Below are 19036 nucleotides of genomic sequence, written 5' to 3' on the forward strand. Positions count from 1 at the left end.
GCGAGCGCGACCCGAACTCCAGCGGGCTTTCTGGGGCGGCACGTGGCTGCGGCGGGGCTCGAACCCGCGACCTCAACGGCTTATAAGACCGGCGCTCTACCAGCTGAGCTACGCAACCAAAACAGGCGGGCCGCGCTCCGCACACCCAGCAGAGCGCGGCCCTGGAAGCAGCCGGACGGTGGGGTCAAGGGCCCGGCTGCTGGTTCGGGGACGACGAAGTGGGCCTCAGGTAGGGGCACTTGCTCTGACCCAGCGCATGCTGGAGCCTCGGGCGGAGCGCCCACTCGCTGGCACTCGTCTCAGGAATCCAGTGCCCGAAGCGCTTCGTATTCCGGCTTCTCGAAGGAGAACGTCGCGACCAGCCTCACGGGAAAGTGGCCCCCATGAGCGGAGGCGCGGTCAGCGAACCGGCCATTGCGATGGGGCACAATCTGATGCCCCTGGTAGATCTCCAGCTCGCCCGTATCGAAGTTCAACAGATAGCCCCATTCGGCGAAATGCGTAGCAAATCCTGAAGCATCCGCGACGTATCCGGAAGCTAGGATCGCTGATGGATCGCCTTGCGTCTTCCACAACATCTCCTCCCACGTCGGCCTGTCTCCTGGAGCGTGTGGCAAGTCATCCGCATAGGGCTTCAGAAACTCGATCTCCTCCGCAGTCGGTGCGTCGTCATCGGTGACAACACGCAAGGACCGTGCCGCTGCCCGGGCCGCCTCCTTGTCGGTATGGTGCACCCACGCCATGACGGCGGTCCCGAGGCCAGAGGGCTGGCTGTCGTGCTGGTTGTACGCGACCTTTTCCTTCCCGTCGACCACAAAACCGAGGAAACCTCGAGTGCTCACGGAAACCTCCAGAATGAGCCCCGGACACCTTCAGGGGAGAGACTGAGAGAGACCCGAAGGTGCCCGGGAGATTGGGATGTTCGGCACGCGCCGAGTACGCACCTCGAAGAGGGCACAGAAATGCGGCACGGAAAGCTACTCGATTACCGATCTCCGTGTGCTCGGCGCGAGTTGACGTATAGGTCAGGTCCTCATCAAGCGGCAGCCCGCAGGGCCGAGGCACGGCCTGCCGCCGTGCCAGGAGCAGGTCGACGGGGCCGGGAGAACCTTCCACCCGGATCACGCCTCACCGCCTGACGGGCACGGTCGGTGTGAACCACCCACGTGACGGCCTGCACTGTGCTGGGCAACTCACCCAGCCTCACGGCTGCCTCCTGGTAGCAGCGCGCCAGCAACCCGTAGCGACGTAAGCTTCCCAGGCCCCGGTCACGCTGCCCGTAGACCTCGCCCACCGCGATGTCGTGGGCGTGGCGGTCGATCACCACTGCCTCGGGGTCATTCGGGTCGAGGATGCAGCGGAAGAAGTGACCTGTCTTCCGCTCGCCGAGCACGCCGCGGGGGTCCGCGCCCGACATGATCTTTGCGGCTTTGGCCAAGGCGTCTGGGAGGTGCCCGGCCGGTACACCGGTATCGAATGCCCGGCGGGCAAGTCGGAGGGTCTCGGGCCAGGATGTGTTCGCGGACAGTGCGGCGATCACGCCAGCGCCGACACATGCGTCGCCGCCGGCGATCAGCGAAGCCACCTCGTGGGCAGCGTGATACCAGCCGCGGCCGCGCAGCAGTTGCGCCTCCGTGGCAGATTCCCATACGGCGACGATGTTGCTGACGTACCGCTCGCGCTCCGCCTCTGGCGCATCGACGGCAATCACGGTGCAACTCCCTCCAGGTCATGGGCCGAGGCATGGGGGATCTGATGCGCTCGGATGGAGTAACGGCACGGCCGGTACCGAAACATGGGTACCGGCCGCAGTTGACTCGGGTCCGCCGGTGACAGCCCCAGCCCGTAGCAAGGCCGACTGGGCTTCACGAATCAGGCTTCCTCTGCCTGAAGCTGAGGCGTCGCTGCGTTGGCGTCACGCGTGCTCACGCTCATGAAGACGCGCTTCTCTTCCTCGGCGGGCAACTCGTCGAGCTGCACGTCCTTGGCCGTAGCGATGTACTCCGCAACGGCTTCCGGACCACCCGCCGCTACAGCGGCAGGGACCTCGGCCGCGACCGGGAAGCGGGAAGTCGTCACCTCGGTCACCGACAGCACGATCACGGCCTTCGCCGATTCCTCGGTGGTTCCTGCGTTTTGTCTGTTCATGGTCTCGTCCTCTCCTCTCGGATCATGCAAATCCGCAGAGGCGCCTCGGTCCGGGCGCCTCCGACATGGCCCCGCACTCCCTCCCGGGGGGGAAGTGAGGGAGTGCGGGAGTCTCAGTCGTCACCGACGGGTCACGGCGTGGAACACCTCCGCCCGCTGTTCCGGTGACCAGTCACCGAGCAGTCGGACCGACGTCTCGGTGACCTTGCTGTCGCCTTCATACGGGTCCTCGTATCGGCCGTTGAGCCAGCTGCTCTCGGGAACGGCATCCCCAAGGGGGTACGCGGACGGCTCGATCACGCCGGTCGCGTCGACCTTGTCGACGGCCCAGGCGATCACGTCGCTCCCCCATAGCTCGGCATCGTCTTCGTCGTACGTCTCGCAGGTGGTGAACGGCCCTCCGATGGTGCGGAAATCTCCGTCCATCCACTCCCCGCCGTCGCTTTCCACCGGGGTGCGGTAGCTCACGACAACGCGGGAGATTTGGATCGTGTAGCTCATGGTCAAGCGACCTCCACCCAGTCCTGGTGACCGTCCCGGAACAACACGTGCGTGGGCGAGGTGAGCGCGTACAACAGCGTCTGATGCCCTGTGGTGGTCCGCGAGTACTTGACGTCCGGAATGATGACCTCCCCGGACCGCAACACCCACGCGATCGGCGTGCGGTAACTCAGGACGGTGTAGGTAACCCCGTCTCCGTCGGCGCGGTACCGCGCACGCCACTTCGGCGGAAGCCGTGTGCCGAACGGAAGGCGGTATCCATCGACTGCACGGAACGCACCGTAGGTCTCGAACGGTTCGTGACGGGCAAGCGCCTCTCGCGCTGCCCAAGAGTGGGTGGCAAGTTTCCTCACAGGTCCCTTCCTCTCAAAGACGGGAACCCAGGAGGGCCGCCAAGCGTCGGTCGTCGTTCAGACGAAAGGGCCACGGGGCAGCACCCCCGGAAGCGACGCTTGGGGCCCTCGTACGTGGTCGCTCTCGACTCGCTGAGAGCGCGTCATGACCAGTTGTGTGTCAGGCCACACCGAACTGGATGTCGGCCAGCGGGCCCTTCCCCGTACGGGCGGCCCACCGCCGCATGCCGGTCACCCGGTGCGGGTGGAACGGCGCCCAGCCGGTCGGCCGCACCCGGAGGAATTCCCTGGCCTCGTGCTCCTCGATCTGAACGATCATCCGCAGCAGAGCGGCGTACAGGTCCTCATCGGTGTAGTCCTTGACCACCAGAGGGAAATCTGGGCAGGCAGTGATCCTGTTCGGATATCCCTTTCCTGCCTGGTCCCGGTTACTGTTACGCGCCGGGTAATACACGCGCACGACGATGGTGCCTTCGTACCGGTGCGAGTGATCGCGAGCAACGAACTCCCAGCCCGGCTTGTAGAGCACATCATCGATTAACTTAATGGCGCTTGCGGTTTCCATGAATCCCCCTTCAAGGGATCACGGGCACTCCGGCGTGAGCACCCCAGTCAGCGCGTGTACTGGACGCGCGCTGAAGTGGGACTCAGTCAAAGCACTGTTCCGTAGTTCACCAAACGCGTTTCCTTCGTGAACCCGAAAGCCGCTCTCATACAAATACGTCAGCCCAGAGCAGCCATTTACCGATCACCGGGAAGTTTCTTGAAGATCTTGGCGCACACCAGAAGAGGCACCAGAGATTCCACTGCGAGACCGCACACTTTCTGTAGCCTCTCTGAGATACGGCCACCGAATTCGCTCGCTTACCGACCTTGAAGAAACTCAAGGAAACAGCGCACGCATAGACCGAACGAGCCCTTTCCCGCGAACGCGAGAAAGGGGCATGGACCAGTCGGCCCACGCCCCAGGCAAATCCACCTGTCACCCTTCTACGATTGAGCGCTGCGGTAGATCAATTCATCGCGCGCGGCATCAAGGGCGGCAGATAGCGCGTGCCACTCCTTGACTGCCACATCCCGGGTGCGCTGCACCTTGGATGACGAGTTACGCGGGCCCCCGTACATCTCTTGCGCCGTTTTGCCCATGACACCAGCTCGCCCCAGGTCAGCGGCTCCACTCGCGTGACGGAGAATGCTGCGCAGCGTCGGGTAGTCGCTTCCGTCACCCCACGCAGAGCGGAAGAGCACTTCACTGTTGCTCGACAAATAGGGCGCCACCGCGAGAGTGGACAGGTTGTCGGCATGAGGTATGCCGCGTGTGACCTGTTTGCCCGGTACAGCGTCAAGCTCATCGGGCGCGACGTCGAGCCGGTACCCATTCCGCGCGGCAGCGTCCCGCACCGCCCAGTAGTGAATTGTTGAGCGAGTGACGACGATCGTCTCGCCATCCCGACGAACGTACTGCCAGGCCGAAGGCTCACGGTTTTCCACCCAGACGGCTGATATCTCGCACGTGGCGGTGATTTTCTCCAGACGTTTGGCGAATATCAGGACCGCATCTTGCGTGACGTCGTCACTCACATCGTCCGTGCCATACGGCGCGATGCCACCCCTCAGGACACTCGCGCTCCCATCCATCCGCTTGCGCGAACGCGTGGAGTCGACGGTGCGGCAGTACCCACGCGCAATCCTCCGGAGATCAGCGAAATCCTCCTCCGTTACGCGCTTCACGGCTTCCGCCGTGACTCCTCCCGCGCGGCGGTCAATTGAATTGGGCACGATCGTCTCCGATCGTCCGTGACGCGCGCCTTGTGCGCTACGCCTCGTAATTCCATTCTCCCGCAATCCGTCATTAAAGCAAGAGAATCCGGAAGATTTTCCAGTTCATTCCAGAGAAGTAATCATGCCCGCTTGGCATCTCGAATGCACTACGCAATTTACGCGCCGCCGAATCCCTCGAAATGCGAGAATTCAAAGTATGCAATAAGAGAGGAAGGTGCAGGTAAGGCAGACGGACGAAGCCTCTGACCGCGCCCCCCGAACTCTCCCTCGTCCGATACCCAGCAAACAGCCCGCCTCCACACCATGACTGCAACAGCGACCACCGGTGGGCCAGTTGCAGGCTGCTCCGGCAGGGGCGCCACGGCCCGTGGCTCGCGACTTGGCCCTTAGGTGGGGCTGCCTCTCTAATGGGAAGCCAGGTGGGCTCCCGTGACGGTAGGGAGAGAGGAATGCCGAATCGACGAGGGCGCGAGAAGTGAGTTCGACTTCGCCGCGGGCGACCGTGCCGCCGGAGCTCTCAGCCTTTGCTTGGGCCCGCCGAGCGGGCCCAAGCAAGGGTCAGTACCCGCCGAGCAGACGGGCAGCCTCTCCGGCCGCAAGTTCCAGGGCCTCGTCGAGGCCCTGCGAACGGCGTCCCCCGGCGCTGGCGATGGGGCCGCGGCCTCCTGAGCCGCCGCCGACCGTGCGGGCCGCCCGGGAAAGGATCTGGCTGGCCTGGTGACCGTGTCGGTGAAGATCGGACGAGATCGCGGCAGCGAGGAGTGCCTTGCCGTCGTGTTCGCCGCCCAGGACCACGACCGTCGGGGCGTGCCCGAGCTGGGCGAGGATGTCGGCTGCGAGAGCCCGGAGCTCGTCTGGAGTGACACCGGCGACGCGGTGGACGACCAGCTGCCCGCGACCGGCCGACCGGGCCTGGGTGGCCAGCTGTCCGGCCTGCTGCCGCAGTTCGCCGACTCGCAGCTGGGTCAGCTCCTGCTGGGCGGCGGCAAGGGCGTCCAAGCGCTTGCGCAGGGTGCCTGGCGCGTCGGAGGGGCGCGTGCCCAGCAGATGGGCGAGCTCGTTCAGCAACCGTCGCTCGGTGTCGAGGTGGGCGAGCGTGCCGTGGCCGGTGAGGGCTTCGACGCGGCGGAGGTTCGAGCCGATCGACGACTCCGTCAACAGACGGAAGGCACCGATCTGGGACCCGCGGGCGACATGGGTACCGCCGCAGAGCTCGCGGGAGAAGTCAGCGATGTCGACGATCCGAACCTTCTCGCCGTACTTCTCTCCGAACAGCGCGATGGCGCCCGCGGCCTCGGCCTCGGCCCGGTCCGCGTGCCAAGCCCGCACTTCCGGGTCGGCGAGGACATGTCCGTTGACGACCGTCTCGATCTGCTGGAGCTGGTCGGGAGTGAGGGCGGTGAAGTGCGCGAAGTCGAAGCGGAGCCGGTCGGGTTCGACGAGGGAGCCCTGCTGGCGGGCGTGGTCGCCGAGGGTGGCCATGACGACGGCGTGCAGGATGTGGGTGGCCGAGTGCGACCGCATCAGCCCGGCCCGCCGCACGGCGTCGACCACGGCTTCGCCGGACCTACCAGTGGTCACTTCACCGTCGATGACGCGCGCGGAGTGGACGCGGAAGCCTTCCAGGCCATAGCGGGTGTCGGTGATCTCCAGCCGGGTTCCGTCAGAGAAGCGCAGGGTGCCGGTGTCACCGATCTGCCCGCCGGCCTCGGCGTAGAACGGTGACCGGTCCAGCACCAGCTCCACCTCGGCGCCCGCGGCAGCCCTGGGGACCACCGCACCATCGGTCATGAGACCGGTGACGGTGGCCTCCGCCGCCAGGTGCTCGTAGCCGAGGAACTCGGTCCTGGGGAGAGCCGCCGCGAGCTCGCGGTACATGTCCATCTTGCGCAGGGCTTCGGCGGTCTTGGCCTTGCCACCGGTCTTCGCGCGCTTCTTCTGCTCGTCGAGCAGTGTTGCGAACCGGTCCTCGTCGACCGTCAGCCCAGCCTCGCGGGCCGCTTCGACAGTCAGCTCCAGGGGGAAGCCGTAGGTATCGGCGAGCTCGAACGCGGTCTCCCCCGGCAGCGCGGCCGACCGGACCTCGCGTGTGCGGGCGATCGCGGCGTCCAGCAGGCGGGTGCCCTGGGCGAGGGTGCGGGTGAAGGACTCCTCCTCGGCGGTGACGACCTGCTCGATCAGTGCGGCCTGCGCGGACAGCTCCGGCCAGACCGTCCCCAGGTTGCCGACCACGGAGGCGGTCGTGGCAGGGAGCACCGGCCCGTTGATGCCGAGCAGACGAGCGTGGCGGATCGCGCGGCGCATCAGGCGCCGCAGGACGTAGCCGCGTCCGTCCTTCGCGGGCAGAACACCGTCGGCGATGAGAAACGCGATCGAGCGGGCGTGTTCGGTGACGACCTGGAAGGAGACCTTCTCCTCGCCCTCGGCGGGGCAGGCCCGTCCGGCGAGGTCCTGGACGGTGTGGAAGGTGGGCAGCAGCAGGTCGGTGGTACAGACGTTCTGCGCGTCCTGAAGGATCGCGGCGAGGCGGTCCAGGCCGAGCCCGGTGTCGACGCCCTTGCGGCCCAGCTCACCGAGGACCGGGAAGTTGCCCTTCTTGTCCCCCTCGCCGCGCTGGGACTGCATGAAGACCAGGTTCCAGATCTCGACGTAGCGTTCGCCGTCGATGGCGGGGCCACCCTCCTTACCGAAGGCGGAGCCGCGGTCGTAGTTGATCTCCGAGCAGGGGCCGCAGGGGCCGGGGACCCCCATGGACCAGTAGTTGTCCTCCATTCCGAGCCGTTGGATGCGGCTCGCGGGGACGCCGATGCGGCGCCAGATGTGCTCGGCCTCGTCGTCGTCCTCGAAGACGGTGATCCAGAGCTTGTCCTTCTCCAGCTGGTAGCCCTCGGTGAGGAGTTCCCAGGCGAACGCGATGGCGTCTTCCTTGAAGTAGTCGCCGAAGGAGAAGTTGCCCATCATCTCGAAGAACGTCGCGTGCCGGTTCGTGCGGCCGACGTTGTCGATGTCGGACGTACGGGCGCACTTCTGGATGCTGGTCGCGCGAGGAAAGGCGGGCTCGGTCTCGCCCAGGAAGTAGGGCTTGAACTGGTTCATCCCGGCGTTGGCCAGCAGCAGGGTCGGGTCGTCCGGAATCAGCGGGCTGGACGGGACCTGGTGGTGGCCGCGGGAGGTGAAGAAGTCGGTGAACGTCTGACGGATCTGCGTCGAGCGCATGACGGCATGGCCTCACGGAAGAGTCGTGGGAGATGGGGGAAGAACACGCCGAGCCGGGCCGAGAACTAGGACTGAGAGGGTTCTCAGTTCTCCAGCTCGACGCAGGTAGCTCGCGCCCCCATGGGCCGCACCTTGACTCCAGATCCGTTGATCACACCAGTGCTGCGACAGACCGTGCCCAGCCTGGGGCGGTCTGCCGCAGCACCGACTGTAGCGAATCCAGAGTCAAGATCGCTTAGCGTACGAGGCCGGCCTTCGATGCCACACCTGCGCGCCCGGGCTCAGACAGAGCAGGCCAGGACCGATCTCGGACGGCTCGCTCAGCACCACCTGGCAGCCCACCGCCGCAAGCGCGTCCGGCCCGGCATACCCCCAGCCGGCTCCGGCGAAGCAGATCCCGGCCTGGTCAGCGGCCGCCCGATCGGTGAGGGTGTCGCCGATGAACACCGCGTCATGCGGAGCGACCGCGAGCCGGGCCAGGGCCAGGAAGATCCCGTCCGGGGCGGGCTTGGGCGCCGCGTCCTCCCTGCAGACCGTCGTGTCCAGCAGGTCCAGGGCAGCTGGGGGCAGCAGCCAGGCCAGCCGACTGCGCCTCTGCAGCGTGACAAGTCCGGTGGCCGCCCCTGCCTCCTTGAGGGCCACGAGCCCTTCCATGACGCCCGGGAAGAGCCGGGTGCCCATGGCAGTGGCCAGCGCGACATCCCACCAGGTCTCGCAGAGCTCGTCCGGCTCGGTGACGCCGAGCGCGGACAGCACCTCGACCCTCGGCGTCGTCACCGCGTCGGACGGCAGGTCCGCGACGGTGATCCGGCGTCCGAGTGCGGCGGTAGCGACTCCTGCGAGGGTGGTCAGCACCGCCTGCTTGCTGTCCAGCAGCACCCCGTCCAGGTCGAACAGCACCGCCCGCGTCACGAGACTGCCCTCGAGGTCCCCCCGGGCAGGTCGTCCTCGGTCAGCAGCGGGCGCAGGGTGACGCCATGCTGGCTCAACAGCAGCCTGCCGCCCAGCGGCCGCTCGAGGACGCAGAGCGCGTCGGCCACCGGGGCTCCCGCGACGCGCAGCATCTGGACCATGGCCAGCAGCTGGCCCCCGGAGCGGACCACGTCATCGACCAGGACGACCCGCCGCCCCTCAACCGTCGGTCCTTCGACTTGCCGCCTGGCGCCGTGGCGTTTCGGCAGCCGTCGTAGGAACGCCGCCGGGAGTCCGGTCACTGCGGACAGAGCGACGACGAGGGGGATCCCTCCAAGCTCCACCCCTGCCAGCACCTCGGCGCCCTTAGGGATAAGGCCAGCCATGGCGTCGACGACGTCGTGCAGCAGATGTGGGTCAGCGGCCAGCTGGTACTCGTCGAAGTACGAATCCAGCACCCGCCCGTCCGGCAGCTCGAAGGATCCGCTGACGCAGGCCACGGTGGCGATTCGGACCGCGAGGTGTCCAGCTGTGGCGACGGTCATGCGGCGTCCCCGTCCCCGCTGATCGACAACCCGGACAGGGCCTCGGTGAAGTCCGGTGTCGTCGGGATCTCGGTGATGAAGTCCAGCGGCCTGGTCGGCGACTCGAACAGCCACTTCTCCTGTCTGAGGAACGACAGCAGGTTCAGCGCGGCCGATCCCGTGATCCAGACGGGGAGGCGCCGGATGTTGCCCGCGTAGTAGAGGGCGGCGGCCAGTTCGTGCAGAGTGCCGACCCCGCCGCCCATCGCTACGACCACGTCCGCGTGCTCGAAGTAGTGATCGAGCCGAGCACCGAGCGTCTTGAGATGGGTCGCCTCGGTGACGTACTTGTTGAACTCGCCCCACTCCGTGCGCTTGCCCGCCAAGGTCAAGGCTGCGACGGTGCCGCCCTTGGCGGCGGCACCGCGGGCGGCGGCCTCCATCATGCCGTTGTAGCCGCCGTGCAGCAGTGAGAACCCGGCCGCCGCCAGCAGCCCGCCGATCTGCTCGGCCATGCGTTCTTCGGGATCGGACGGCGGGACGACACCGCCGAGGAACACCGCGATCCCGCTCTCGCCTCTCGTGGTCATGGCAACTCCAGGTAGGTGCGATAGGCGGTGACGGCGGGCGCCAGGCCGTCCAGGGCGCTCGGGCAGGCTCGCCGGGTCAGCGCCAGCACCCGGTCCAGGGCCGCTTCGACGTCGGCCGTGCTAGGCACGGCCGGTGAAGTGATCGCAGCGTCCAGGTCGCCCAGGCAGGCCCGGCCGATCGGGGTGAGCGCCAGCTCCTCGCGCAGGTGGTACCAACCCCAGAAGAGCGAGCCCGGGACGAGCGCGGTCTTGATCAGGTCCTTCGTCGCGGTGTGCAGCAGGTGCCATTCGGCGTAGGCGACGAACCGCTGACCACGCTGAATCCGCTTGTGCAGTAGCACCGACAGCACCAGGTGCTCGATCAGCAACTCGGTGCATGACCTGGGACGTCGGGTGCGCTCGGCGACGCAGGAACGTGCCGCGTCGGCCTGGGAGGCGGTGACGGTTCCCAGCGGCCTCTCCAGCAGCACCTTCCCGGCGACTTCCCGGCGGATCATAGGGATTCGGGACGCGGGAGCGAGATAGAGATCGACCTGCTGCATCACGCCTTCGTGCTGCACGAGGAAGACGTACCCGATGCCGCCTAGGTCCGCGACGATGGTGTCGCGCCAACCAGGCAGCAGAGCACCGGCCGCGACCGTCATCAGGTCGTCCAAGGCCGCGGCGAACGCGGGCAGCGCCCCGTCATGGACGCCGACGAGGAAGTCCACGTCGGAGAGCCGGTCGGCGGTGCCTGAGGCCAGCGACCCGCGGACGATCAAGTGCTTCACCTTCGGGGACAGGGCGAGGAGTTCGGCGATGCGGGTCAGCAGCGGCAGCTGCCGGGGCCGGTTCGCCTCGGTGAGAGCGGCCAGCTTCAGTTCATCGGGTGCCGGAGGCACGGGCAGAGCAGTGGGCATGAACGGTTCCTTCCGGGCTGAGGGACGCGCGGACAGAGGAAACGAGGTCAGCGGGCGGCGCGGGCCAGGAGCTTGTCCTTCACGGCCCTCCACCGGTCGGCGGCCTCGGCGTCGCCGAGCGCGGTGTGCAGGTCGGCGATCAGGTCGTAGCTGGTGCCCTCCGGCAGAGCGACGGAGTAGAACAGCCGAAGCAGCAACTGTTCGGCTGCGTCCACGTAGCCGAGGTCCGCCAGGCAGCGCGCGGCGGCCAGCTTGTCCGCCAGCTCGGCCCGGGAAGCTCGCGGCAGCGGCTCGGCCGCTGCCGGAAGCACCTGTGCCCGCTTGGCGAGGTGGCCGTAGGCGTCGTCGGCGTAGACGTCCGCGATCAGGTGGATCCGGTCCGGGCCGAGCAGATTGCAGACCCCGTGGGGAAACGTCGGGGTCAGCCGCCAGATCCGTCCACCGGCCAGGTGGACCTTGGCTCCACCGGTGACCAGGAACGCGGAAGAGTTGGTGTGCAGCGGGATGTGCAGGCGGTGCCGTTCAACCTGCTCGAGCTCGTCGTAGTCCCGGTGTTCCCAGAGGAACGCGTTCGCCTCCAGCCGTGCGAGCCGTACCCACATGTACGAAAGGCCGAGATCGGACAGCAGTCCAGCTGTCGTGGGCATCTGGGCCAGCAGGTCAGTGGGGCGAGCGGTGCAGTCGCCGATTCGCACATCGGCGGCTTCGCCGGTTTCGTTCATCAGCGACGTGGTCCACCAGCCGCCGGACTGGTATTCGTCATAGGCGGCCTTCCAAGGGGCCTGGGCGGTCAGGGCCTCGTGGCGCAGCCGCTCGACCAACGAGCCGTCGAGCTGGTCCAACTGAGCGACCTGACCGGACAGGGCATGCGGAGTCCGTACTTCGTCGTCATTCATGACGTCCCTCTCGAGCTCGCGCCCCGGAACCGATGAGGAGGGGCGGCGGCGGATGGGGATCCAGGCGCGACACGTCCGGCCGGATGCCCGGTTCACCGTCGGAGGAGCCATCCGATGTTGACGAGGGTTCGTCGACCGGACGCGTCGCCGTCACTAGAGTGAGCCGACGCCGTTGCCACAGGTAGTGAGAGGTCCTCGCCCGCTCTGGGCGGTGACACCGCCCAGAGCGGGCGAGCAGGTCGCCCGGCAGCGGGGGTTTCACCTTCCGGTGGAGCAGGCAAGCAGTGTTCAGTCAGCATCAGCGGCGCAACCTGGCGCCGTCCGCGCGCCGTTGGGGAGGGTCCCATGAGAGCCGCAGCAGCCAGACGTTCACAGCCGGTCCACGACGTCTCCTGCGGACGGGCCCTGCGTGAACGCGCGCTGGGCCAGACCGGCGCCACCGACCCCGCCTCGCCGCTCGTGGTCGCGCGGATCGCCGCCGCGATCCACGACCACTGCGGTCATCATCTGCTCAAGTGCCGTCGCCTCGCGATGGGCTGGACCGTCGCCCAGGCAGTGGCCGCTACCCACGAGCTCGTCCGCGACGCAGGCCTACGCAAGGTCGGTCTGTCCGACCGCTCGTGGAAGGACTGGGAAGCCGGCCACCCGCCCAGCCCCGACTATCAGGACCTGCTGTGCCGTCTGTTCAGCACCCATCCTGTCTCGTTGGGCTTCGCCCGCGACTACTCGCCGCCAGAGTCTGATCGGCTTTGGAGCGGAACCAGTACGGGTGCGACACTCCCCATAGGGCAGGCAGACGCTGGCGGAACCAGCCCGGACGACGGGACGGAGGTGGCGGAGACGAAGCGTCGCGACGCGGTGAAGCTAGCGGGACTGGCCCTCACGGCCCCGGCCACCGCGGCACAGATTCTGGAAGCCGCCGCAGCCGAAGCGATGGAATTCACCCGGCAGGCCGAGGCGACCTCGCTCGGCTCCGGCACCCTCGACCATCTCGACCTGGCGGTCACCGAGTTCCACCGCGCGTACTCCCTAAAGCCCCCGGACAAGGTCTTCGAGGCCGCCCTGGACTACCGCCGCAAGGTCGACCGGTTCCTCAAGGACGACCACACACACCGCCAGGAGCGCGACCTGCGGGCGTACGCCGGGTGGCTGTCCGAACTCCTGGCGTGGCTCGCCCACGACCTCGGGAACGCGGGCACCGGGCTCGCGTTCGCCACCGACGCGTTCGTCCAGGGCCAGCAAGCCGGACACGGCCAGCTGTGCGCGTGGGCCATGGACGCCGCCTCCTCGATCAACCTGTACGAACAACGGCCCGTCAAGGCCCGCGAAGCCGCCCTCGCCGGCCTCAGCGAAGCGCCAGCCGGGCATCCGCTCACCGTGCGGCTGCATGCCCAGGCCGCCAGGGCTGCCGCCGCCGATGGCGACTCGGAAGGATTCACCGCCGCTTTCCACGCTGCCGAGGACGCCTACCGGGCCCTGCCGTCCCGCCCGCCCAGCTGCTTCGGCTTGGACACCGCTCCACTCGCCGACTATGCCCTCACCTCCTATCCGGCGACCGCGTTCATCTGGCTCGGCGAGGCCGAACAGGCCCGCGACGCCGCCGAACACGCCCTGCACATCTACGAATCGGCGCCCGAAGCCTCCCGATCGCCCAGCCGCGAGGCAATCGCTCGCATCGACCTGGCCCTCGCCCACGCCCAACTCGGCTCCCCTGACGACGCCGTGGCCCTCGGCCACCAGGCCCTCGGCTCCGCGCGGGTGGTCGACTCCGTCCGCAACCGGGCCGCAGACCTCACCGCCTGCCTGACCCGCCGCTATCCCCGCCAGTCCGCAGTCCAAGGACTGCGTGAACGGCTCGCCGCCCTGGACGCGGCCGCCCGCCCTGCCCTGCCCGCAGCAGCGACTGGAGCGTGAAGGAGGCCCCGATGGCTGAGTACACCCTCAACATCCGCAAGCCCTACTTCGATCTGATCGCCAGCGGCGCCAAGACCATCGAGGTCCGCGTCGGCTACCCCAAAATCCGCAAGATCGAAGCCGGCGACTTCCTGCGGATCAGCTGCGGCGACGACACGCTAACCACCCGCGTCACCGAGGTGAAGGAGTACGAGTCCTTCGAGACAATGCTGGAGTCGGAGGAGGCGGCAGCGATCGGCGACCCGGACATGCCCCACGACCAGCTCGTCACCGCGATCCGCGACATCTATCCTCCCGAGAAGGAAGCCCTCGGCGTCTTCGCCCTCCATCTCATCCTCGCCTAAGAACTCCTAACGCAACGTAGGTAGCCGTGTCCTCCTGATGTGCTCGGCGGTTGTTTGAGTGTGAGCAAGCGGAACCCTCAACCCTGGCTGGTCGATGACGAGTTGTGGGCGAGAATCGGGCCTCTGCTGCTGGCACCATCGCCTGGGGGACGGTGGCCGGGCCGGAAGAAGGTGTTGGATGACCGTTCGGTGCTGTGCGGCATCCTGTTCGTCCTCTACACCGGCATCCAGTGGGAGTGGCTGCCTCAGGAGCTCGGGTTCGGCTCGGGGATGACCTGCTGGCGACGGCTGCGGGACTGGAACAACGCTGCGTCTACAGCGTGGCGTTCAGTCCGGACGGAGGTTTCCTGGCCAGCGGCGGGGGTGACAAGACGGTCCGCCTCTGGGACGTGAGCGACCCTGCGGCGCCGAAGCCGGCGGGCCGGCCGATGACCACCACGGAGGAGGTCTACTCCGTAGCCTTCGCCAGGGGTGGAAAACTCCTCGCCGGGGGATGCAAACACGGGAAGGTCCATCTCTGGAACACGGCCACCCCGGCGAAGCCGATACCACTCGGCACCGTGCTGACCACCCCGCACACCCTGAACTCCATCGCCTTCGCCACAGCCGGCGAGCTTCTCGCCGCAGGCTGCAACGACCGGACCATCCGGCTCTGGGAGATCACCCGCCCGGTCAGCCCTTGAGACTTGCCGGAAGCCATGCAGCCAGGCGACGCTCCGCTCGATCACCCCGTCGATGGGAACCCCAGCCCCCCGGGGGGGGCTATGGCCCCTTACTCTGCCTGCCCGCCTGGGTGCTCCTGGAACTGCCCGAACTGCAGGTCTTCGTACCAGTCGACCGCGCTACGGCTCGGCGACTCCCCCAGCTCCGCCAACGCTCGCCGGAGAAGGTCGAACGTGCGCGAGACAGCGTCGGACAGCCCCATTCGTGCTTGCATCCGCGCGATGTCGCGGTAGATGGCCTCGTTGTACGGGTCCAGCACACGGGCCTGTTCGAGCAGGTCCAGTGCCTCTCGAGGGTCGGTGCCGCATCGCATGTGCACGAGGGCGCTCACGGCGTCCAAGTAGTCCCGACGCAGGGCCTCACGGGGCGCCAGGAGCCATTCAGCCGTGAGCTCCGCCGCGAAGTCGCCGACGTAGAGTCGCGTTGCCTGGCGCAGGCTCTCCTCGTGCGCCGCTTCGTCGATGCCGGGCTCACGTGCGGCACGTACCGCCTGCTCGAACTCCCAAAGGTCAACGGTCAGGTGCTCGCTGTTGAGCACGTACTGCGTACCGGTGTGCGTAGGGATGTCGGCGATCTCGTCGTGTGTGGCCAGACGCAGCGCTCGGCGTAGTTGGCTCAGTGTCGCGTGGAGGCTGTTGTAGGGGCGCTCGCGGGGTGCGTCGGGCCAGATCGTCGCTGTCAGGGCCTCGCGTCGGGCTCCGTCTTCGTGCAGGGCGAGGTAGGCAAGGACTTCACGCTGCTTCGGTGCCAGCGCCTGGGTGAGTTCTACTAGGCCGGCTGGCCCCTGCGGTTGATAGGTGAGTCGCACGTGTCCAAGTACGACGAGTCGCAGAGCTCTCTGCTCCGGATGTCTGGACTGCCAGGGTCGGCCACCATGCCCTTGGGGCTGCGGGGTTGCAACAGGCCCCTGGGATGTTTGGGACTGCACTTCAGGGCGTGCAGGAGGTGCCGCTGGGGGTGCTTCGACGTCCCGATGTGACTCATGGTCCTTTGTCAGAGGAGCAGTTGCTGCTCCGAGGAGGAGGTCGTACAGGTCTTGCGTGTCAGTGGCGGGGAGTGTGAACAGGCGTGCCCCGTTGAAGGGCACCGCGTGCGGCCCGCTGGCCGCCGCGACACTGCCGTCGGTGTCGATGCGAAGTGTCTCTCCGGGCCGCCACTGGCCGAGGAGAATGCCGCACACGCCGACCACCGACCCACTGTCGAGGACGGATTGAAGCCGCCCCTCCTCCGCTGGCGAGGGCGTGGCGAGGAGCACCACCTCGCCGGGCTTCTCACCGACGAGTCGGTCCGGGTCTTCGGCCAGGCGGGTGCGTGTGAGGAGTTCCGCCTCGATCATGTGCAGTGCTTCGTCCAGGGTCGCGACGATGTGGAGTCCGGCGGGTTGTGTGCCGTGCGCAGTGTTGGTCCCTAGGAGTCGGCGGGCATCCTTCAGGGGAATCACGAGCTCCGCTCCGCGCTGCGCTGTCGCGTGGTGCTCGGCCAGGAGGTGGATCAGCAGTGCTCGGGCGGCATCGAGGGCGCCCGGCCCAGCCAGCCCCAGCCCGCGGCTGCGGGCCAAGTCCCATGCAAGGGCCTGGCCTTCCTTCGTTCCGATGACACGTTGGCCTGTCGGTTCAGCGGAGCGCTGCTTCAAGCCCTCCGCCCGGCTGCCGTCGCCGCCCTGGCTGCCAGGCGGTGCTGTGGCGCTGGTGGAGTCGTCCGCCTCGGGCCGCAGCTCTTCGCTCGCCGCACGAAGGGCGCGCACGACCGGCGCAAGGCGTACATCGCTTCGCTCGCCACTGCCCGGCTGATAGCGGATTCGGCGTCGCCGCAGAACGACAGCCGCAGCGGCAGCCACGGCCACAGTCAGCCCGGCCCCGATGAACGCACCACTGGGCAGGTCGAGGCCGGGCTCGGCTCCTGATCCGTCGCGCCCGTGGGTGGATGGCTCGTGCGGCGGTGCCGGAGACTGAGGTCCGCCGCCTGAAGTGGGCGGAGACGAGGGCGTTGGAGGTTCCCGGTCCCGCTCGGGGGTGCGGTCCCCGTCGGGGTCGGCTGGGGTATTGGGCAGACGGAGGATCCAGCCGGGCCGGATGAGGTGAGGCTGAACGAGGGTGCGGCCATCCGGCTGGGGACGTCCACGATTCAGTGCGTAGACCTCGGGCCAGCGGCTGCCATCGCCCAGATGTCGCTCAGCAATGCGCCAGAGGCTCTCATGCACGCCATCGTGTGGTGCGCGGACGACGACGGTCCTCGGCCGTCCACCCGCTGAGTACAGGCCCTCCTCACCCAAGTCCTCCGTCGACGACGCTGTACGTACCTCACCGACGGGCATGCAGACGGCCGCTGGGCGCCGGTGCGAGGCGGCTGCGAGGTGTGGATCCCGATAGGGCAACAGCGCCAGAACGACGGCTCCCACCAGCGCCGTGGCCATCGTGTGGACAGACCCGTTCTCGGGTCGGCGAGGTGACCGCGTGATCCCTTGCGCGGCTTCACCCGCCGTGCGCAGGACGTCCACGACGAAGGACGCCCACGCCGCCCAAAGGAGGCACGCCAACGTGTTCAGCAGAAGTGACGTGCTCATCGGTGAGGCGAGTGCGGCTGTGATCTCCTCGCCGACGGGCACGCGATCAGGCAGTGGCCAGCCGACGTACCGCAACAGGCCCCAAGGGATTCCGGCGATCAGCAGAATCAAGAGAGCTCCGGCCAGCACACCGCGCACCAGCAGCATTGCGGGGTGCCCGTTCCGGTGGTGTCCGACCGAGGTGACGTGACGTGCGGCCATGACTGCACCTGCTTACCGTTCTGGTGCTTCGACTCCCTGAACGGGGTGAGCGGTCCCGGTCGCGGTGACAGTGAGGGTGTCCAAGCCAAGCAGACCGAGGAACTGCGTGCGCTGATGCGCGGTGATCGTCACGGTGACCGTGCTCGTCGTGGTCTTCACCCTCCCGGTGTCGCCGGTGGCGGCCACGTACTCGTGGGCCCGGCGACGAGCCTCAGCCGGGAGCAGGCGCACGGATCCGTTGTTCCGGTAGGCGGCCAAGTCGATGGCTTGTGCTCCCGAGCGAGCCGCTTCCTGGGCCTCGCCGATGGCGCGGACCTTGGCAGCCAGGGCGAGTCCGCCGTCGACCACGAGACCGGCGAACATGACCACGGCCACAGTGACCAGAACGACGAAGACGGCGACTTGCCCCTCGTCGCGGCGTGAACGAGCGCGCTGGAGACCGCGGTGCGTCACGAGTTCTCGCCTCCCCGGGCGGCCGTCGTGCCTGCGATGCCGCGGTAGGTGTCGACTGGTGCGGTGAAGTCCGCCTGGAGGGTCTGTGTGCCCCGGACGTGCAGGAGCGCCAGGTCATGCACGTCGACGCGGCAGGTGACCTTGGCCGTGAGCGACGCACCGGGCTGCACGCTGCCACTGGTGGTGACGGCGAGGGACCGGCAGATGATGCCGGCCTCGCTCAGTGACGAGGCAGCAGTGGTGCGAGCACGAGAGGTGGCTGCGGATGCCGTTCTCTCCAGGCTGGCCGCACGGGCGGCTTGATGGGCAGTGTCCTCGATGCGCAGCCGGGAGTCGGTCATGCGCCCGCAGAAGACCAGGAACCACAGCATCAGGACCAACACGGGGATGGTGAGGACGAGTTCGACCGTCGCGGAACCGCCGTCGTACCGTGGGCGCCTCATGGCGAGCTCACCCCAGGTTCGAAGTTCTCGATCGGCCCGACGGCACGGGCCCGGATAGGCAGTCGCAGAAGGGGCAGGACGCTGGTGGCGGTCCCGCGTACGTGTACTTCGGCACGCTCGGCACGACGGTCGATCGCAACCCGGGTGCCGCGCAGCGGGCCGCGGCCGAGCTGGTCGAGGACGCGGCCCGCTGCACGTCGGCCGGCTGCTTCGTCACCGGTGTGGACGCGGGTGGCCGCCAGGGCGTGCGATGCGGTGGTCTGGGCGACGTGAACGGCGTGAATGTACAAGGCGGTCTGGGCGAGGAGGAGTACGAAGGTGAGGATCAGCGGCATGACTATCACCATCTCCGTGGTGACAGTGCCGCCTTCGTCGTAGCGTCGCGCCAGGCGTCTCAGCGGAAGCGGACGCTGCGCGCCGCGGCCATGATGTCCGGGCCGAACAATCCTGTCACGGCCAGGGCGAGGGCGGCGCCGAAGGCGATCCAGATGACGTGCTCGGTGGTCATACCTCGATCGTCCTGGGCCAAAGCGCGAAGGGCTTTCCCGAGTCGGCCTCGCCAGGTCCAAGAGAA

General features: G+C 67.7%; 19 protein-coding genes, 1 tRNA gene and 1 pseudogene. 4 read left to right on the top strand and 17 right to left on the bottom strand.

Annotated features, from left to right (window positions below):
* Nucleotides 1-43: 43 nt before the first annotated feature.
* From IG74_RS0104430 to IG74_RS0104495, 13 genes are all read right to left on the bottom strand, one after another.
* A tRNA-Ile gene (locus tag IG74_RS0104430) sits at nt 44-118 on the bottom strand.
* Nucleotides 119-299: 181 nt separating this feature from the next.
* Complete coding sequence (locus IG74_RS0104435; protein WP_158857434.1) at nt 300-842, bottom strand: hypothetical protein; 543 nt, start codon at nt 840-842, stop codon at nt 300-302.
* 194 nt (nt 843-1036) lie between these two features.
* Complete coding sequence (locus tag IG74_RS52690) at nt 1037-1711, bottom strand: DUF7178 family protein (RefSeq protein WP_199818775.1); 675 nt, start codon at nt 1709-1711, stop codon at nt 1037-1039.
* Nucleotides 1712-1872: 161 nt separating this feature from the next.
* Complete coding sequence (locus IG74_RS0104445; RefSeq protein WP_158857436.1) at nt 1873-2148, bottom strand: hypothetical protein; 276 nt, start codon at nt 2146-2148, stop codon at nt 1873-1875.
* A gap of 120 nt (nt 2149-2268) precedes the next feature.
* Nucleotides 2269-2649 carry a hypothetical protein gene (locus IG74_RS0104450; RefSeq protein WP_030669882.1) on the bottom strand — a complete coding sequence of 127 codons (381 nt, stop codon included), beginning with the start codon at nt 2647-2649 and terminating at the stop codon, nt 2269-2271.
* Between the two features lie 513 nt (nt 2650-3162).
* Nucleotides 3163-3567: a hypothetical protein gene (locus IG74_RS51900; RefSeq protein ID WP_158857438.1), complete on the bottom strand. Its 405-nt coding sequence runs from the start codon at nt 3565-3567 to the stop codon at nt 3163-3165.
* Between the two features lie 425 nt (nt 3568-3992).
* The gene (locus IG74_RS0104465) at nt 3993-4733 is read right to left on the bottom strand and encodes a hypothetical protein (RefSeq protein WP_051854521.1); all 741 of its coding nucleotides are present in this window, start codon (nt 4731-4733) and stop codon (nt 3993-3995) included.
* A gap of 609 nt (nt 4734-5342) precedes the next feature.
* Nucleotides 5343-8000: an alanine--tRNA ligase gene (alaS, locus tag IG74_RS0104470; protein WP_030669894.1), complete on the bottom strand. Its 2658-nt coding sequence runs from the start codon at nt 7998-8000 to the stop codon at nt 5343-5345.
* 225 nt (nt 8001-8225) lie between these two features.
* On the bottom strand, nt 8226-8912 hold the full coding sequence (locus IG74_RS0104475; RefSeq protein ID WP_234334203.1) for an HAD family hydrolase: 687 nt from the start codon (nt 8910-8912) through the stop codon (nt 8226-8228).
* Entirely contained in the window at nt 8909-9457 is a 549-nt protein-coding gene (locus IG74_RS0104480) for an orotate phosphoribosyltransferase (protein WP_030669900.1), read from the bottom strand. Before IG74_RS0104480 ends, IG74_RS0104475 begins: the two co-directional genes overlap by 4 nt.
* Nucleotides 9454-10026, bottom strand: a complete 573-nt coding sequence (locus IG74_RS47660) for an LOG family protein (RefSeq protein WP_063761209.1) — start codon at nt 10024-10026, stop codon at nt 9454-9456. Before IG74_RS47660 ends, IG74_RS0104480 begins: the two co-directional genes overlap by 4 nt.
* Nucleotides 10023-10925: a nucleotidyltransferase domain-containing protein gene (locus tag IG74_RS0104490; protein WP_030669905.1), complete on the bottom strand. Its 903-nt coding sequence runs from the start codon at nt 10923-10925 to the stop codon at nt 10023-10025. Before IG74_RS0104490 ends, IG74_RS47660 begins: the two co-directional genes overlap by 4 nt.
* Nucleotides 10926-10972: 47 nt before the next feature.
* The gene (locus IG74_RS0104495) at nt 10973-11767 is read right to left on the bottom strand and encodes an aspartyl/asparaginyl beta-hydroxylase domain-containing protein (RefSeq protein WP_234334204.1); all 795 of its coding nucleotides are present in this window, start codon (nt 11765-11767) and stop codon (nt 10973-10975) included.
* Between the two features lie 399 nt (nt 11768-12166).
* Here IG74_RS0104495 and IG74_RS0104505 point away from each other — a divergent pair, with 399 nt between their 5' ends.
* From IG74_RS0104505 to IG74_RS50810, 4 genes and pseudogenes are all read left to right on the top strand, one after another.
* The gene (locus IG74_RS0104505) at nt 12167-13735 is read left to right on the top strand and encodes an XRE family transcriptional regulator (protein ID WP_234334205.1); all 1569 of its coding nucleotides are present in this window, start codon (nt 12167-12169) and stop codon (nt 13733-13735) included.
* A gap of 11 nt (nt 13736-13746) precedes the next feature.
* Nucleotides 13747-14079, top strand: coding sequence for an ASCH domain-containing protein (locus tag IG74_RS0104510; RefSeq protein WP_030669916.1), 333 nt, complete (start codon nt 13747-13749; stop codon nt 14077-14079).
* 60 nt (nt 14080-14139) lie between these two features.
* A pseudogene (locus tag IG74_RS50805) lies at nt 14140-14388 on the top strand (transposase); the annotation flags it as partial.
* 119 nt (nt 14389-14507) lie between these two features.
* Complete coding sequence (locus IG74_RS50810) at nt 14508-14762, top strand: WD40 repeat domain-containing protein (protein ID WP_078868566.1); 255 nt, start codon at nt 14508-14510, stop codon at nt 14760-14762.
* An 89-nt stretch (nt 14763-14851) separates the two neighbouring features.
* Here the strand turns inward: IG74_RS50810 and IG74_RS49085 are convergent, their stop codons facing one another.
* From IG74_RS49085 to IG74_RS0104535, 4 genes are read right to left on the bottom strand one after another with little or no spacing between them, the layout of a single operon-like run.
* Nucleotides 14852-17566 (bottom strand): BTAD domain-containing putative transcriptional regulator, encoded by a 2715-nt coding sequence (locus tag IG74_RS49085; RefSeq protein ID WP_078868567.1) that lies wholly within the window; start codon nt 17564-17566, stop codon nt 14852-14854.
* Between the two features lie 12 nt (nt 17567-17578).
* Nucleotides 17579-18019 (bottom strand): pilus assembly protein TadG-related protein, encoded by a 441-nt coding sequence (locus IG74_RS0104525; RefSeq protein WP_037824371.1) that lies wholly within the window; start codon nt 18017-18019, stop codon nt 17579-17581.
* Nucleotides 18016-18462, bottom strand: a complete 447-nt coding sequence (locus IG74_RS0104530; RefSeq protein ID WP_030669925.1) for a TadE/TadG family type IV pilus assembly protein — start codon at nt 18460-18462, stop codon at nt 18016-18018. The genes IG74_RS0104525 and IG74_RS0104530 overlap by 4 nt, the downstream gene beginning before the upstream one ends.
* The gene (locus IG74_RS0104535) at nt 18459-18908 is read right to left on the bottom strand and encodes a TadE family protein (protein ID WP_267885540.1); all 450 of its coding nucleotides are present in this window, start codon (nt 18906-18908) and stop codon (nt 18459-18461) included. The genes IG74_RS0104530 and IG74_RS0104535 overlap by 4 nt, the downstream gene beginning before the upstream one ends.
* Between the last annotated feature and the right edge of the window lie 128 nt (nt 18909-19036).

The organism is Streptomyces sp. NRRL B-1347, from assembly GCF_000720325.1.
GTDB lineage: Bacteria > Actinomycetota > Actinomycetes > Streptomycetales > Streptomycetaceae > Streptomyces.

What these genes read in the sequence shown, in the direction of transcription:
- IG74_RS0104445 (WP_158857436.1), bottom strand. Translation starts at nt 2,148, where the DNA reads ATGAACAGACAAAACGCAGGAACCACCGAGGAATCGGCGAAGGCCGTG.
- IG74_RS0104450 (WP_030669882.1), bottom strand. Translation starts at nt 2,649, where the DNA reads ATGAGCTACACGATCCAAATCTCCCGCGTTGTCGTGAGCTACCGCACC.
- IG74_RS51900 (WP_158857438.1), bottom strand. Translation starts at nt 3,567, where the DNA reads ATGGAAACCGCAAGCGCCATTAAGTTAATCGATGATGTGCTCTACAAG.
- alaS (WP_030669894.1), bottom strand. Translation starts at nt 8,000, where the DNA reads ATGCGCTCGACGCAGATCCGTCAGACGTTCACCGACTTCTTCACCTCC.
- IG74_RS0104480 (WP_030669900.1), bottom strand. Translation starts at nt 9,457, where the DNA reads ATGACCGTCGCCACAGCTGGACACCTCGCGGTCCGAATCGCCACCGTG.
- IG74_RS47660 (WP_063761209.1), bottom strand. Translation starts at nt 10,026, where the DNA reads ATGACCACGAGAGGCGAGAGCGGGATCGCGGTGTTCCTCGGCGGTGTC.
- IG74_RS0104490 (WP_030669905.1), bottom strand. Translation starts at nt 10,925, where the DNA reads ATGCCCACTGCTCTGCCCGTGCCTCCGGCACCCGATGAACTGAAGCTG.
- IG74_RS0104505 (WP_234334205.1), top strand. Translation starts at nt 12,167, where the DNA reads ATGAGAGCCGCAGCAGCCAGACGTTCACAGCCGGTCCACGACGTCTCC.
- IG74_RS0104510 (WP_030669916.1), top strand. Translation starts at nt 13,747, where the DNA reads ATGGCTGAGTACACCCTCAACATCCGCAAGCCCTACTTCGATCTGATC.
- IG74_RS50810 (WP_078868566.1), top strand. Translation starts at nt 14,508, where the DNA reads ATGACCACCACGGAGGAGGTCTACTCCGTAGCCTTCGCCAGGGGTGGA.
- IG74_RS49085 (WP_078868567.1), bottom strand. Translation starts at nt 17,566, where the DNA reads ATGGCCGCACGTCACGTCACCTCGGTCGGACACCACCGGAACGGGCAC.
- IG74_RS0104530 (WP_030669925.1), bottom strand. Translation starts at nt 18,462, where the DNA reads ATGAGGCGCCCACGGTACGACGGCGGTTCCGCGACGGTCGAACTCGTC.